The following is a 14132-nucleotide window of genomic DNA, read 5'->3' as shown; positions in this document are numbered from 1 at the left end:
ATTGCATGAAACATTTAGCAATATAGGTTTATGAAAATAGAACATTTAGCCCTATGGACTACCGATCTGGAGGCAACAAAAGCCTTTTATATCCAATATTTTGGAGCAAAATCTAATGAGAAATATCGTAATCCTACTACCTTATTTGAATCATATTTCCTGAGCTTCGATACTGGAGCAAGACTAGAAATCATGCAAAAACCGCATATTCCGGCCAATCAGAACGATGTATATACCCAACATATTGGCCTTAATCACTTGGCATTTTCGGTAGGTAGCCCAGAAGCCGTAGATACCCTAACCGAGCAACTTCGAGCCGATGGCTTTGATATTATTGGCGAGCCTCGTACTACAGGCGATGGGTATTATGAAAGTGTAGTTTTGGATAATGAAAAAAACCGAATAGAAATCACAGCATAAAAGCTTTTATAATAAACCGAAAGTCATTGTGGGTTTTTCGGTAGAAGCTTAATCAAAGGATAATATCCTTTTCACACTAGAATTTTATTTTTGTAGAAACAGCGTAACAACCTAATTAACCCCTTCGATGATGAAACGCATTGCAATTGACATGGACGATGTACTGGCCGATACTACCCTCAAAATAATAGCCGAAACAAACAAAAGATTAGGTACGGCTTATACCAAAGAAGCTATCTCAAACCCCGAAATCGCAAAAGAATTTTATCAGCAGTATTACCCACTAAGAAATTTTTTGTGGGAAAAAGGCTTTTTCCGTGACCTTCCTGTATTTGATGATGCTATTGATGTTGTCAAAAAGCTACAAGAGCAATACGAAATCTTTATTGTGTCGGCAGCAACAGAGTTTCCTAACTCACTTGCCGAAAAATTAGAATGGTTAGAAGAACATTTCCCTTTTATTGGTTGGACACATACGGTATTTTGCGGTCATAAATACATGATTAAAGCCGATTATTTGATTGATGACCATGAAAAAAACTTAGTAAAATTTGAAGGGAAAGGATTATTATTCGATGCACCGCACAATGGCCATCTTCAAGAATATACCCGCGTGTATTCGTGGAAAGAAGTAGAAGGTTTGCTACTGCCCGAAGGTACAAATGTATAGCCCCCTATTCATTAAAGGGCGGTTATCTCTTTTCAACAACCACTTTTATAGATATTTATTACTTGATGTCATCTAAAATTTATGGAATTATCAATACAATCCAATTATGCTCGTCTGGCACGTTTGGCTACCAATGCACTATTTTTTCTTTCGGGGGTTAGTTTTTCTAGTTGGGCGTCACGCATTCCCGATGTCAAAGAAAAACTAGCCTTGGGCGATGCCGCCTTAGGGAGTGTTCTTTTTGCCATGCCCATTGGTAGCTTGTCGGCTTTGCCAGTAGCAGGTATTGTAATCAACTACTATGGAAGTCGCCGTATTACAGTATTAGCGGCTATTATTTATTTGTTTTCCATGCCATTTTTGGGACTAGCCAATTCACCTTGGCAATTGGCAATTGCTCTTTTTGCTTTTGGTTTTGGTGGCGACTTGCTCAATATTTCGATGAATGTACAGGCAGTTAATGTCGAAAAAATCATCAAGAAAACCATCATGTCGTCTTTTCATGCTGTTTTTAGTGTTGGTTTTATGATTGGGGCGGCACTTGGAGGTGTTATTGCTTCACAACAAATTAGTACTTTTGCACATCTTACCACTGTTGGAATCTTAGATATTGTCGTAGCCTTATTGGTATATCAGTTTTTAATAGTACAAGACCACAAATCTGACGAAGCACAACCACTTTTTGCTATGCCCGACAAATCGCTAATGTTGCTTGGTATTATCTGCTTTTGTGGTATGCTTTGCGAAGGAGCTATGGCCGACTGGAGTGTATTGTATTATAAACAAGTACTCAATAATCCAAAAGGATATGCTACAGCAGGTTTTACGGCCTTTTCTATTACCATGGTGATAGGCAGAATTATTGGCGACAAAACGGTTGCTTTCTGGGGTTTACGCAAAACCTTACTTTTCAATTGTATTTTGGTAGTCATTGGTATGAGCCTAGCGTTGGTATTACCTTTACCTTGGCTAATTATCGTAGGATTTGGCATTACGGGTTTAGGACTCTCGACTATTGTACCTTTAATTTATAGCGAAGCGGGACATTCCAAAACCATGTCGGCAGGCGTTGCCTTGGCAGCCATTTCTACGGTAGGGATTTTGGGCTTCATGATTGGCCCAGTTATGATTGGTTATATTGCAGAATTTACATCGCTCAAAATAGCCCTTGCAACCCTTGTGGCATTGGGAGGATTAGGGGCATTGTTAAGTACAAAAATCAAATAAAATGGAGGGACTAAAACGAGTTGCTGTAATTTGTGTATTGAGAAACGGCTCAAATTTTTTGTTATTAAAGCGATTTAATGAACCTAACAAAGATACCTACGTACCTGTTGGGGGAAAAGTTGACCCTTTTGAAAACCCCTATCAAGCAGCTATTCGAGAAGTACGAGAAGAGGCTGGTATTCAACTAGATAGTATGCGATTCTGTGGGACATTGGTAGAGACATCGCCTGTAAAATACAACTGGATGAGCTTTATTTATGAGGCATCTATCGACATCATTCCGCCTCCCGATTGTAACGAAGGAATTTTGGAATGGCATAATTTTCAAAATATCAATAGCTTTCCAACACCCAAAACTGATTTCTTTATTTATCAATATATTTTAGATAAAAAGCCTTTTGCCTTCAATGCCAACTATGACAACCATCTGGTACTGTTAGATATGACCGAAGAAATTGAAAATATCAAAGTGGTATAACAAACATGAATGATTCTGAAATTTAACATGAAAACAGAAGTCATTCCGAATTTTTAGAACAAACAAGGCGGTCGAAAAACGAATTTCGACCGCCTTGTTTGATTAATAGTTAATAAATACCTTATCGTTGCACCGCACCCTATTAGATAAAAAAGCACGATGGCCTACCTTCTTACTCCCAATAAATACTAACAAGAGGTCTCTATTGTAAATTACCCCAAAATTAGGGATGACTCATGTTTGTTAGTCTTTCGAGCTATTGGTAAATAACTCATCAGTATGAAAATCGTATCTGAATATAGGGTCTACTTCTGAGCAAGCTTCAATATTCAAGATTTCTTTGATAAGTCCAGTATGCAAATCAAATACCCAACCGTGTAAATGTGGCATCTGGAAGTTTTTCCAAGCACGTTGTACAATGGTTGTTTTAGCCAAGTTTTTTACTTGTTCTTCTACATTTAGCTCAACCAATCGGTTAAAACGCAACTTTTCGTCCGAAATATTCTTGATTTCATAATTATGCTTATCATAAACTTCTTTAATATTTCGCAACCATTTATTAATCAAGCCAAAGTCTTGATTACCCATAGCGGCCTTTACCCCTCCACAATTATAGTGTCCACACACAATAACGTGTTTTACCTTCAATACCTCAACAGCATATTGCAAAACCGAAAGTAAGTTCATGTCGGTATGAACCACCATATTGGCTACATTTCTATGCACAAACACATCGCCAGGCTGTGTATTAGTAATTTCTTCTGCTGGCACTCTACTATCGGCACAACCAATCCATAAAAACTCAGGCTTTTGGTCTTTTGATAATCTATCAAAATAGGTTTCATCTTGAGATAGACGTTCAGCCGCCCAAGCCTTATTGGCCAACAACAATTTTCTGTAATCTTTCATATTAATTTCAAGTGATTTATTTAATGACTCAATGACTCTGACTGAGGGTAATATTCGTTTATATCACCCTGGATTCTTCGTTTTACTTTTTTAAACTCTACTTCTATGTTGCGTCGATGAGCCGAATTTTTAAAATCGAATAATAAATTATAAATATCGTGGTCAATAAAATGGGCTCTTGTTCCATCAATAAACACCTCATCGCCTTCTTTCAAATCCATCAAAATTTGTTTTATTCTTGGTTTGTTCAAAAACGAAACATCTTTATTGAACTTCACCAACACGTGGTTTCCTTCGCGAACAACAGAAATAACCGACCTAAAGTTGGTGAATACCACAAATAATAGTCCTACAAAAGTACCTACAAAAATGCCAAAAAGTAAATCTTTGAAGACAATTACCAAAATTGTAATAGCAAAAGGTATGTATTGATCAAAACCCTCTTTGTATACTTTTTTAAATACCAAAGGATGAGCCAGTTTGTAACCAACCATCAATAAAATAGCAGATAAAGCCGACAAAGGGATTTTATTGAGTAATGTCGGAATCAATAATACCGACCCCAACAACAATAACCCATGCACCAACGACGACATTCTGGTTTTACCGCCTGCATATACGTTGGCAGAAGTTCGGACAACCACAGATGTAACAGGCAAACCACCAATCAGCCCCGACACAATATTACCAACCCCCTGAGCAACAAGCTCTTTGTCAGAAGATGACTGACGTTTATAAGGGTCAATAGAATCGGCAGCTTCAAGGTTGAGAAGGGTTTCTAAGCTTGCTACAATAGCTAATGTAAAAGCTACGGTATATATTTTGGGGTTGGTCAGAAACGAGAAATCTGGAAAAGATAGTGCTGCTAGAAGATCGGCAGTACCTTTCATTTTGGGCATACTCACCATGTGAACAGGCGAGTTGCCTAGATAATGAGTAGGGAAATATACGCCATAGATTTCGTTGATGACGACTCCCAAAATAACCGCTACCAACGACGCTGGGATCATCGCAAAAATGCCTCCTTTCCTTTTGGCAGCTTTTTCCCAAAAAATAAGTAATAACAAACAGCTTACCGAAATCACCACTGCTCCATAATTAAAATCAATCACCGAGCGAATCAATTCGGTAATGGTATTTTGGTGGTCGGCCACTTGCTCAAATTCAAATTCGCCTTCGTAGTCTTGGTCATCGCCCAAAGCGTGAGGAATTTGTTTCAGAATAATCACAAGGCCAATAGCCACAAGCATACCTCGGATTACACTTTCGGGAAAGTAGGAACTAAACTTCCCAGCCTTGACAACACCCAGTACAATCTGGATAATACCTGCCAATACCACTGCTACCAAAAAGCCTTGAAACGAGCCTAATTCATGAATAGCCGTAGCCACAATAACAGTTAAGCCAGCAGCAGGGCCACTCACCGATATTTCAGAACCCGAAAGTATCGAAACGAGTATGCCAGCAACAATACCTGCCAAAATTCCAGAAAATAAAGGAGCACCCGAGGCTAAAGCAATACCCAAGCATAAGGGAAGGGCAACTAAAAAAACAGAAAGACCAGACTTCCAGTCGCTTTGAAGCAAAGCGGTTTTGTAATAACGTAACGTATTTGACATAGTTTGATGTTGGTTTATTATGTATTTTCTCTGAGCCTATATTTAGACTCAAAACAAACAATCATCAAACATATATCATTTTTATTTTTGTAAAGAAAATTTTAACAGTTTTTTTGATAAAAAAATATATACGATATTTATTAACAAAGGAATATTTGTACTTTATTAATATTTTTTTATTAAAGTATTATTTTTTTAAGGGTTCTGAAATGGTGGGCGTAAGCTGAGTCGTACTGGTAGATTTGGGGAGTTGTTTGCTTCTGCGGATAAGCTTTCTTTTCAATCGGGCAATTTCTTTATCTGATTCTAGTTTGCTGGCGAGGGTCGAATCCTGTTTTATCAGTGCTTCTCGAAGATTTTCGATAACGATATTTCGTTCTTTCCATTGATACCAATTGGTAATCAAAGAACCTACACAACACAAACTTATTATGCCAACAAACCAATATAGTTTAGATACATTTGTTTTATTATCTTTTACTTTGGTATCCTTATGTTCTATTATAATCATATTACTCGTTTTTGATGTGCTCAAGAGCAGTTGAAAACATACATTGCTTGCCAAAACAATGTCAATAATTCATTTCCTTGATAAGCTAGTCCAACTTCGTCCTATTTTGCTATAAGCCTTTTAATCAGACCATTACCTCAAATAATATATCAATAAGGCTACTGCTATTATTTGTTAGGCAAAAATTCGGTACAATTATGGTTAAAAATAGCTTTTTCTGTAAATAATTGCAAAAGTCTGCACTGAACTTTGTTCTTTTTGTGCTAATGAACAGCCCTATGATATACTACAAAACTAGCAGAGCATTCAAAAAAAAGTTTCTGTGGCTAAATAATAACCACAGAAACCAAACACCTTAAACACCTATATCAATATTTTGTATGTCAGTCAAATTCAATGCTTAAAGTAACAAAGAAATGGTTAAGATTGAATGAAGAAAAAATTAAAATCTAGTTAACTTCTATAATTTTTTCTTCAAAAAATTGTACTTTAAATACAGTCCTTTCTAAATTAGACTCTTCTATAAACAAATCGCCTTTGTGAATTTTGATAATGCGTTCGGCAAGCGGCAAGCCAATCCCATAGCCTCGTGTGTCTGCTGTTTTTTTAGAGCGAAAAAATGGCAAAAAAATCAACTTTTGGTCTTTTGCATCAATAACAGCCCCTTTATTGATAAACTGCAAGAATAAGCCCTTGTCATAACCGATATTGATATTTACGGTATGGGTTTCAGAAAACTTACAACCATTTTCCATCAAATTGGTGAAGGCAACCTTTAGCAGTTGCGAATTGCCCAAAATACTCAATTGCTCATCGGAGTCGATATTCTCTGAAAATTCAATTGAAATATTATAGCTTTTATGCACCTTCAATAAAAAGGTTCGGGCTTCCCAAATAATATCATCAATCCGTAAGCTAGTAAAACGGTTAGGTAGGCTGTCGTCGCTTAGTTTAGTCAATTCCAATAAGGTATTGGTCAACAAGTTCAAATCTTTGACATCTTGCAATACCGAAACCATCGTTTCTTGATATTCTTCTTCAGACCGCCGATTGAGCAACGATACACTCAGTTGGGATATAATTTTGGTGAGTGGGTTTTTCAACTCATGGCTTACATTAGAAATAAATACCTGTTGGTGCTGAAAGGCCTCCTCTACCCGTGTAAGTAGGTTATTGAAGGTAAAAGTTAGCTGTCCTATTTCATCTTTCACATTCCTGATTTTCAGTCGCTTATTAAGATTATTAGGGTAAATATCATTCATTTCGTTGATAACCTCGGCAATTGGTAACAAAGCCCTTCGGGCAAAAATCCAACCAAATACAGCCGAAGCCAAGACAATAAGCATATAAAGCGAAATCAAAATTCGTTGTAAATCTCGGAGGGTATCCAGGCCATGCAAATCTACCCCGCCCGCCAATACCAACAACCGATTATATTTGTCATAGTACGGAATCCCCAGAATTTGAATCTCTTTGTAGGTAGTAGTTGCTGTTCCTTCAAGCCGAACATCATTAAGAAATCGTCTACTGATGACAAACTTCACGGTGTCGTTATTGGTATAAATTTCTTCGTTTTTGTAATTATAAATAGAAATTTTCTCTTTGTACAATACATCTTTATTGGTTTTCTCGATAACCTTCAACAACTTCGAGTCGATTTGGTCTACTTTCACCAGCAATTCGGCTGTAGTAATGGCCTTGGATTTGAGCCGAGAATAAAACCGAGTTTCGATATAAGAATGGGTAAAATAATAAATCCCTAAAAATGACAATAGCACTATTAGGGAAACAAGCAATGTGAATTGTAAGGTTAGTTTTAAGCGAATCCGCATAGGGTTCTTCTATTAGATTTATTCAGATTTCAATACATATCCCATGCCATATACATTATGAATGAGTTTTTGGGTAAAATCTTTATCGACTTTTTTTCTTAACAAATTGATATATACTTCTATTACATTAGTACCTGTGTCAAAACTTACGTCCCATACCTTTTCGGCAATTTCTACTTTAGAAAGTACCTTTCCCTGATTACGAAGCAGCATTTCTAACAATTCAAATTCTTTGGCCGTCAACGGGATTTTTGTACCCGAGCGAGTTACCGTTTTGGCATCGAGGTTCATTTCTAAATCGGCAAAATTTAAGGTATTTTTGTGCAAATTCACTCCCGTACTTCTCCGAGACAAAGCCCTAATACGTGCTACTAATTCGACAAACTCAAAAGGTTTTACTAGATAATCGTCGGCACCAGCATCAAAGCCAATTACTTTATCCTGCAAATCACCCAAAGCCGTAAGCATCAAAATTGGAGTTGAAATACCTTCTTTTCTCAGCTCTTTGCATAGTTCAATTCCGTTTATACCTGGCATAATAATATCAGACACAATCACATCATAGGTGTTTTTTTTGGCCAAGTGTTTTCCTATTAGGCCATCGTAGCAAAAATCTACTTCAAAGCCCGATTCGCCTAGGCCTTTGCTAAGAGATTGTACTGTTTTTGCTTCGTCTTCGATGAGTAATAACTTCATATTTCAAAAATTGGGATTATGTTACTTCAAAACTAAACAAAAAAAACGAGACATTGTATCCAAATACCGACTAAGAATAAGGTAACAAAACAAAATTGGGTTGACGAATATCGCCAACCCAATAGATATAATAAACCACATACAAACTAAATTATTGCTATAATCAGTTTTCTACATTAATTAAAGTACACTTGGTATTGCACTAAAATACCAGCTTTGCGGGCGGTGCTGTGCCATTCGCTATTGGCATCAGCCGTATAAATCGGTCGATTTTGGTAAGCAAGCGTCAGCTTTGACGTATGCCCTGCCAACAACCAGTTGACACCAATGTCATAATAAGCCATTGGATCGGCTAGGCGTTCGTAGTTAGCATATTGCATGCTCACATAAGGCATAAAAGTGCCCCCCGATTTACCTAATAAATTATCCGCCATTTTGTACCCTATTTGTCCATAAACAATTTGTCCTGTACCGTACATTGGAAAATTGTTTCCTGCCCCATTTACTACACTTGGCATATTGTTACCGTTGGCAGGGTTCATTGGACCACTTTCTCGAATATAATTTTTACCAAAATCATAATCCGAATATGCTAAATAAGCACTAATTGCTGTACCTTTTTCTCGATCGATAGGTGCATCATAAAAGGCATCAACAGACATTAATCGCATGGCGGTTTTGATTGTGTCTTTGCCATTATCGCCCAATCGCCACATGGCATCTGGCTGATAAATAAAGCCTGCTCCTATATTAAAAACCTTCTTTTTGCCCAAATAGGTTCCTACATTATAAGGCAATAAGTTAGATTCTTGATCCAAAAACTGATACTGCACATATCCTTGCGTTTGAAATTTTGCTGGCGACAAGGCAAAATTAGCATTTGTTTTGGAGATTGTATTGCTTGCGTTATAAGCTGTCGATTTCTGAAACGACATAGGGTCGGTTAAGGCAAATCGATAATCTACTTTTCCTAATTTACCCTTGGCATATACACTCAGCTTACGCAAAAATTGGTCGGTTACATCGTTGGTAGCTTGTTGGTACAAAGGGGCATCTATACCCATAATTCCACCTACTGCAGGCGACGAAAAGCGTGCCAAACCACTCCATGCTGTTAAACCTGTACCAAGCGAAAGCTTATTCTTTACTACAGCATATTCACCCAAAGCATCATGTATAAAAAAACCGGTCTTTCTATCTGACAAATAATTGAAATTATTCTGTCCAAACTGTGTATAAACAAAAACCCTATCGGTCAATTGTCCAAACATCTGTATTCTAAATCTTCTGATACCAATATCGGTAGTCGACGATTTACTAAATCCATTTACGGTAGTGCCAGGGTTACTTTCGTTGTATCGCAACCACACTTGCGTATTCAATGTAAACTTTAAATAACGAGAACCATCCTCATTAATATAAAACTTTCCGTCTTTCAACACTTGGGAATAGCCCGCTACAGACATAGCAAGAGCTACCATGAGAAAAAGTACTTTTTTCATGTGTATTTTCTAGGTTGTTAAATCATTCAGAAATACCCGCAAAACGCGTATCCTGAAAATAGATTAAGCTCGAATAACGATTAATTAAGATTGTTTACGAGCCGCAAATTCATGATTTGAAAATGGTGTATGGTTATCTAAACCCACTACTACTACTTTTCCACCTGATTCTTCATAATCATGCTTAAATAAATGTAAGCCCTCCATAGCTGAATGGTCAATCAATTTTGTATTTGACAAATTGATAGTTACATTTTTTTCTTTAGGAAGGTTGTACAACTTATTTTTAATCCCTAGAAAATTCGAGAATACTGCCGCATCGTTGATATTCACGTAATATTCATTGAACTCGCTTTCTTCAACCGTAGTCGGAGCTTTGAACATTGCTGCGAATGTACGACCATTAATGATATTTACAATCAATTCGGTTACAATACCCGCTGCAATACCTACCAATAAATCTTCAAATAATGTAAAAAATATGGTAACTACAAAAATCAAAAACTGTTCTTTACCAATATGCAAAGCATGTATAAACTCTTTTGGATGAGCTAATTTGATACCTACCCCTATTAGCAATGCGGCCAAAGCTGCATTAGGAATCATTTGGATTACTGGCATCAAAAATAACATAAACATTAATAAGCATGCTCCATGAAAGAAATTGGCCCAACGAGTACGAGCACCATTATTGACATTGGCAGAAGAACGAGCAACCTCCGAAATCATTGGAATACCTCCCAAAAGAGCGGCTATTCCATTGCCCAGACCTACTGCAATAATGTCTTTATTATAGTCAGACTTACGACGGAATGGGTCAAGCATATCAATAGCTTTTACGGTCAATAATGACTCTAGGCTACCAATGATAGCAAACAGGATAACGTATTTTACAAATACACCAATATTTTTTACTCCTTCAAAACTTGCATTAAAACCAACAATCTCAACAAACGATTTATCGAATTTCAATACTCCACCTTTTATATCTTTCAAATTTAGATAAACACCCAATGGAATTACCACCAACAAAACCACCATGGGTGCAGGAATTTTCTTGATAATAGGATTCTTTACCATTGGCAATAACAAAACAATAGCTAAAGCGGTAGCTCCTACAATAACAATAGGCATATTGTTACTGGCATGCGATATAGCAAAAGGAAGATTACCAAGCAAACCGAACGGCGATGTAATAGGATGACCATCGGGTCCGCTAGTACTTAAGCCCAACAAAACATATAATTGTTTGGCAATAATAATCAAACCAATAGCTGCCAACATGCCATGTACTGCCGACAATGGAAAAAAGTCTGATAATTTGCCTAACTTAAATAACCCAAATAAAAACTGAACTACTGCCGCCACAACAATTACACCTAATGTTAATTGCCAACCGTGTTCTCCTCCTCCAAACTCGGCAATAGAGCCCGACACTATTACAATCAAGCCTGCCGCAGGGCCTTTAATTGTAAGTTGTGAACCCGCTAAAAAACTAACTACAACACCTCCAATAATAGCGGTTAGCACACCGTACATAGGGTTAGGAAAATCGCTGGCCTTGGCAATACCCAAGCTCAGAGGCAAGGCCAATAATGATACCATGAATCCAGAAAGTAAATCTTTTCCAAAATTTTCTTTCAAGCCTGCCAATCCATCTTGGGGAATAAAATTTTTATTAATAGTATTCATCTAGCTTCTTCTAATTTAGTGTGTTCAAAATATAATAGTACTAGCGTATTCGAGTGTGGTAGCACAAAGGTTTAGTAATAATTTACTATTGCCCTTTTTCATAAATTAAATCTGAGACTGTTTTTGTAACTTTCTACCAGCGAGAGTAAAAAGCGTAATCCATTGATTATTAAAGCGATTAAAATTAATCACATACAAAATCATAACCCTAACATCATACGTTTGGCTATGGGGTGTCTCAAAATGTATGACTACATTTCAGCAAGAAATATCAAATCCTAAAATTTTGATACAGCATAAAAAGCTGTTTACCAGATTGGAAATATAATGAAGCTTGTCTATTAAACTCACTATTTTGTTTTAATAGATATGGAAGTGTAAAGAGTTCTTGTAAGGTATTGATTGGTAAAAGACCGTAAAAAGTATCGTTAGCATCTTCTTCGGTTTCCTCGGTTTCATTGAGCTTCTCATCGCCATAGTGAATTTCATGAGCGTCGTTGGTGGCAGACAATGTATATACCTTTACCAAGCTTACTTTTGCTTCTGAGTACCATGCCATTGAGGCTGCCACTTTGAAGCTAGCAAACATGAAAAGTAAAAGTATCTTGAAATAGTATTTCATACTGCCCAACAATAAGAAGACTTTTGGATTTTGGAGTCTTTGATACCAAATTAGTAATTTGGTTTAAACATTCAATTAAAATAGTTATAATTTTTTTACGCTATTTGCATTATTCCGTGCAAAATTCAATTTAATATTAAAAACAAACAATTTTCATCAGTGCTTTTATCTAAAATCGGGTAAATAAACCGTTCTCTTGTACTTTTGATAGGCCAATTGAATGCCATTATTAGGTATGGAACTTGCAGTATAACGCTGTAACCTCAAAATAGCTTGTAGCCGTAGAAAAAAAAAGACTGCTTGCTATACAAACAGTCTTACTAGTTAAATATTCAGAAGTAGGAGCCTCATCTAAAATCGTGTGGGGTTATTAAGACAATTGCCTGCGGAGACACTTCGAGGTGACTCCGTCAGACATTGTACACCATTAACCATTTTTATAAACAAAAACTAACCAAATACCGAGTGCCTAAGCAGCCCGATATGTAAATGATATATTTTGAAGAAAGTAATTTGTATCACTTAGATAATTTCTTACTTTCGTTTACTAAACAATGCTATGCTGTGCTATTCCAAATTTACTTGGCAAATATAAATACATTTTTTGCTATTCAAAACAATTTCAATAATAATTTGCACATATTTGGTAGATTTGTAGGTAATTGTTGATGATAGCTATAATTTTTACTTATTTTATGGCACTATATTGCCGATATGCTTCTTTTTCAGGACATTACCCATTATCAACAACAATACCTCGAATACTTATAGTAGAACTGAATGAAAGATTTTATACTTATAGATTCCCAATCTAGTAAACCCAAATATCAGCAGTTAATTGAGTTTATTATAGATTCCATTGAAAACGGCAACCTAGCCCGAGGGCAGCAGTTGCCTTCTATCAACGAGGTAGCTCAAACCTTTGGGATGGCTCGTATGACTGTTACGAAGGCTTACGACGAACTTCGTGAAAGAGGTTTGGTAACTTCGCATCATGGCAAAGGATTTTATGTTAATAGCACCGACACACGAAGTCAGCTCAATGTATTTGTGCTTTTCGACTCGCTAACGCCTTATAAAGAAATCCTTTATGATGCTCTTGTAGCGGCTTTGGGCGAATCGGTGACGGTGAATATTTTTTTTCACCACCATAATATTAAGGTATTCGACAACCTGATTTTGAATAATTTAGGGCATTACAATTTCTATGTTATTATGCCTCATTTTAATCAAGACGTTTCTGAAATCCTCAGCCAAATCCCGAAAGAAAAACTACTTATTCTTGATATTGATGTACCTTCTTTTGGCGATGAATATGCCATTTTGTACCAAGACTTTGAACAGAATATTTATCAAGGGCTATCGGAGGCCAAAGATTTGATTATGAAATACCAAACACTATCGCTGGTACTTAGTAGCAAAAGCTTTCAGTACACTCCTGTAGGTATTATCAATGGTTTCAAAAAGTTTTGTACTGAATATGGCATTGCCTTTGAAATTATTCCTGATTTGGAAGAAGAGGAACATCTACAAAAAGACCACGCTTATTTAGTTTTTCGAGAAAATGACCTTGTTAGATTTATCAATTGGTCGAACAAGAAAAGTTGGAAACTCGGTAGAGACATTGGCTTAATTTCTTATGACGATACGCCTATCAAGGAAATTTTGGCAGAAGGTATTTCAGTTATTTCTAACGACTTTCACCAAATGGGCCTACGTGCTGCCGAAATGATAACCGAAAGGCAAAAAGGTCGTTTTATCAATTATTGTAGTTTTATCAAAAGAAATTCGTTGTAAGAATATCTTTATTTAGCAATTAAGAGGAATGAACTCTGCCTTGCTCAGATTATTTTGTAAGCAACCAATAGTAATCTTTCCCCTAAACATAAGTCATCCCGACTTTAGTAAATAATGATTCGCTAAATTCGGGATGACTTATGTTTTTACATCTGAT

Annotated in this window: 13 protein-coding genes; 5 read left to right on the top strand and 8 right to left on the bottom strand. The window is 36.5% G+C overall.

Translation table 11 applies throughout. From position 1 onward, the window contains the following. Positions 1–30 precede the first annotated feature (30 nt). The 4 genes from FLEMA_RS0106135 (at position 31) to FLEMA_RS0106120 (ending at position 2795) form a co-directional block, all read left to right on the top strand. Positions 31–420 carry a VOC family protein gene (locus FLEMA_RS0106135; protein WP_026994708.1) on the top strand — a complete coding sequence of 130 codons (390 nt, stop codon included), beginning with the start codon at positions 31–33 and terminating at the stop codon, positions 418–420. Between the two features lie 127 nt (positions 421–547). Beyond that, the gene (locus FLEMA_RS0106130; RefSeq protein ID WP_229359358.1) at positions 548–1090 is read left to right on the top strand and encodes a 5' nucleotidase, NT5C type; all 543 of its coding nucleotides are present in this window, start codon (positions 548–550) and stop codon (positions 1088–1090) included. A gap of 81 nt (positions 1091–1171) precedes the next feature. Next, positions 1172–2317 carry an MFS transporter gene (locus tag FLEMA_RS0106125; RefSeq protein WP_026994706.1) on the top strand — a complete coding sequence of 382 codons (1146 nt, stop codon included), beginning with the start codon at positions 1172–1174 and terminating at the stop codon, positions 2315–2317. Position 2318: 1 nt separating this feature from the next. Beyond that, a complete protein-coding gene (locus FLEMA_RS0106120) occupies positions 2319–2795 on the top strand; it encodes an NUDIX hydrolase (protein ID WP_026994705.1) in 477 nt (158 codons plus the stop codon). 243 nt (positions 2796–3038) lie between these two features. Here the strand turns inward: FLEMA_RS0106120 and FLEMA_RS67685 are convergent, their stop codons facing one another. The 8 genes from FLEMA_RS67685 to FLEMA_RS0106080 form a co-directional block, all read right to left on the bottom strand. Then, positions 3039–3704, bottom strand: coding sequence for a carbonic anhydrase (locus tag FLEMA_RS67685; protein WP_044170957.1), 666 nt, complete (start codon positions 3702–3704; stop codon positions 3039–3041). 20 nt (positions 3705–3724) lie between these two features. After that, positions 3725–5323, bottom strand: coding sequence for a SulP family inorganic anion transporter (locus tag FLEMA_RS67680; RefSeq protein ID WP_044170954.1), 1599 nt, complete (start codon positions 5321–5323; stop codon positions 3725–3727). Positions 5324–5510: 187 nt separating this feature from the next. Then, a complete protein-coding gene (locus tag FLEMA_RS0106105) occupies positions 5511–5834 on the bottom strand; it encodes a hypothetical protein (RefSeq protein WP_026994704.1) in 324 nt (107 codons plus the stop codon). Between the two features lie 449 nt (positions 5835–6283). Further along, positions 6284–7666 carry a sensor histidine kinase gene (locus FLEMA_RS0106100; RefSeq protein WP_026994703.1) on the bottom strand — a complete coding sequence of 461 codons (1383 nt, stop codon included), beginning with the start codon at positions 7664–7666 and terminating at the stop codon, positions 6284–6286. 18 nt (positions 7667–7684) lie between these two features. Further along, the gene (locus tag FLEMA_RS0106095; RefSeq protein ID WP_026994702.1) at positions 7685–8362 is read right to left on the bottom strand and encodes a response regulator; all 678 of its coding nucleotides are present in this window, start codon (positions 8360–8362) and stop codon (positions 7685–7687) included. A gap of 176 nt (positions 8363–8538) precedes the next feature. After that, positions 8539–9864: a hypothetical protein gene (locus FLEMA_RS0106090; protein ID WP_026994701.1), complete on the bottom strand. Its 1326-nt coding sequence runs from the start codon at positions 9862–9864 to the stop codon at positions 8539–8541. A gap of 84 nt (positions 9865–9948) precedes the next feature. After that, complete coding sequence (locus tag FLEMA_RS0106085; RefSeq protein WP_026994700.1) at positions 9949–11556, bottom strand: SulP family inorganic anion transporter; 1608 nt, start codon at positions 11554–11556, stop codon at positions 9949–9951. A 271-nt stretch (positions 11557–11827) separates the two neighbouring features. Next, the gene (locus FLEMA_RS0106080; RefSeq protein WP_044170951.1) at positions 11828–12145 is read right to left on the bottom strand and encodes a hypothetical protein; all 318 of its coding nucleotides are present in this window, start codon (positions 12143–12145) and stop codon (positions 11828–11830) included. A gap of 813 nt (positions 12146–12958) precedes the next feature. Here FLEMA_RS0106080 and FLEMA_RS0106070 point away from each other — a divergent pair. Further along, positions 12959–13975, top strand: coding sequence for a GntR family transcriptional regulator (locus FLEMA_RS0106070; protein ID WP_026994697.1), 1017 nt, complete (start codon positions 12959–12961; stop codon positions 13973–13975). Positions 13976–14132 lie beyond the last annotated feature (157 nt).

It is taken from the genome of Flectobacillus major DSM 103 (assembly GCF_000427405.1).
Taxonomy (GTDB): Bacteria; Bacteroidota; Bacteroidia; order Cytophagales; family Spirosomataceae; genus Flectobacillus; species Flectobacillus major.
This window is presented reverse-complemented; position numbering and strand designations above follow the sequence as displayed.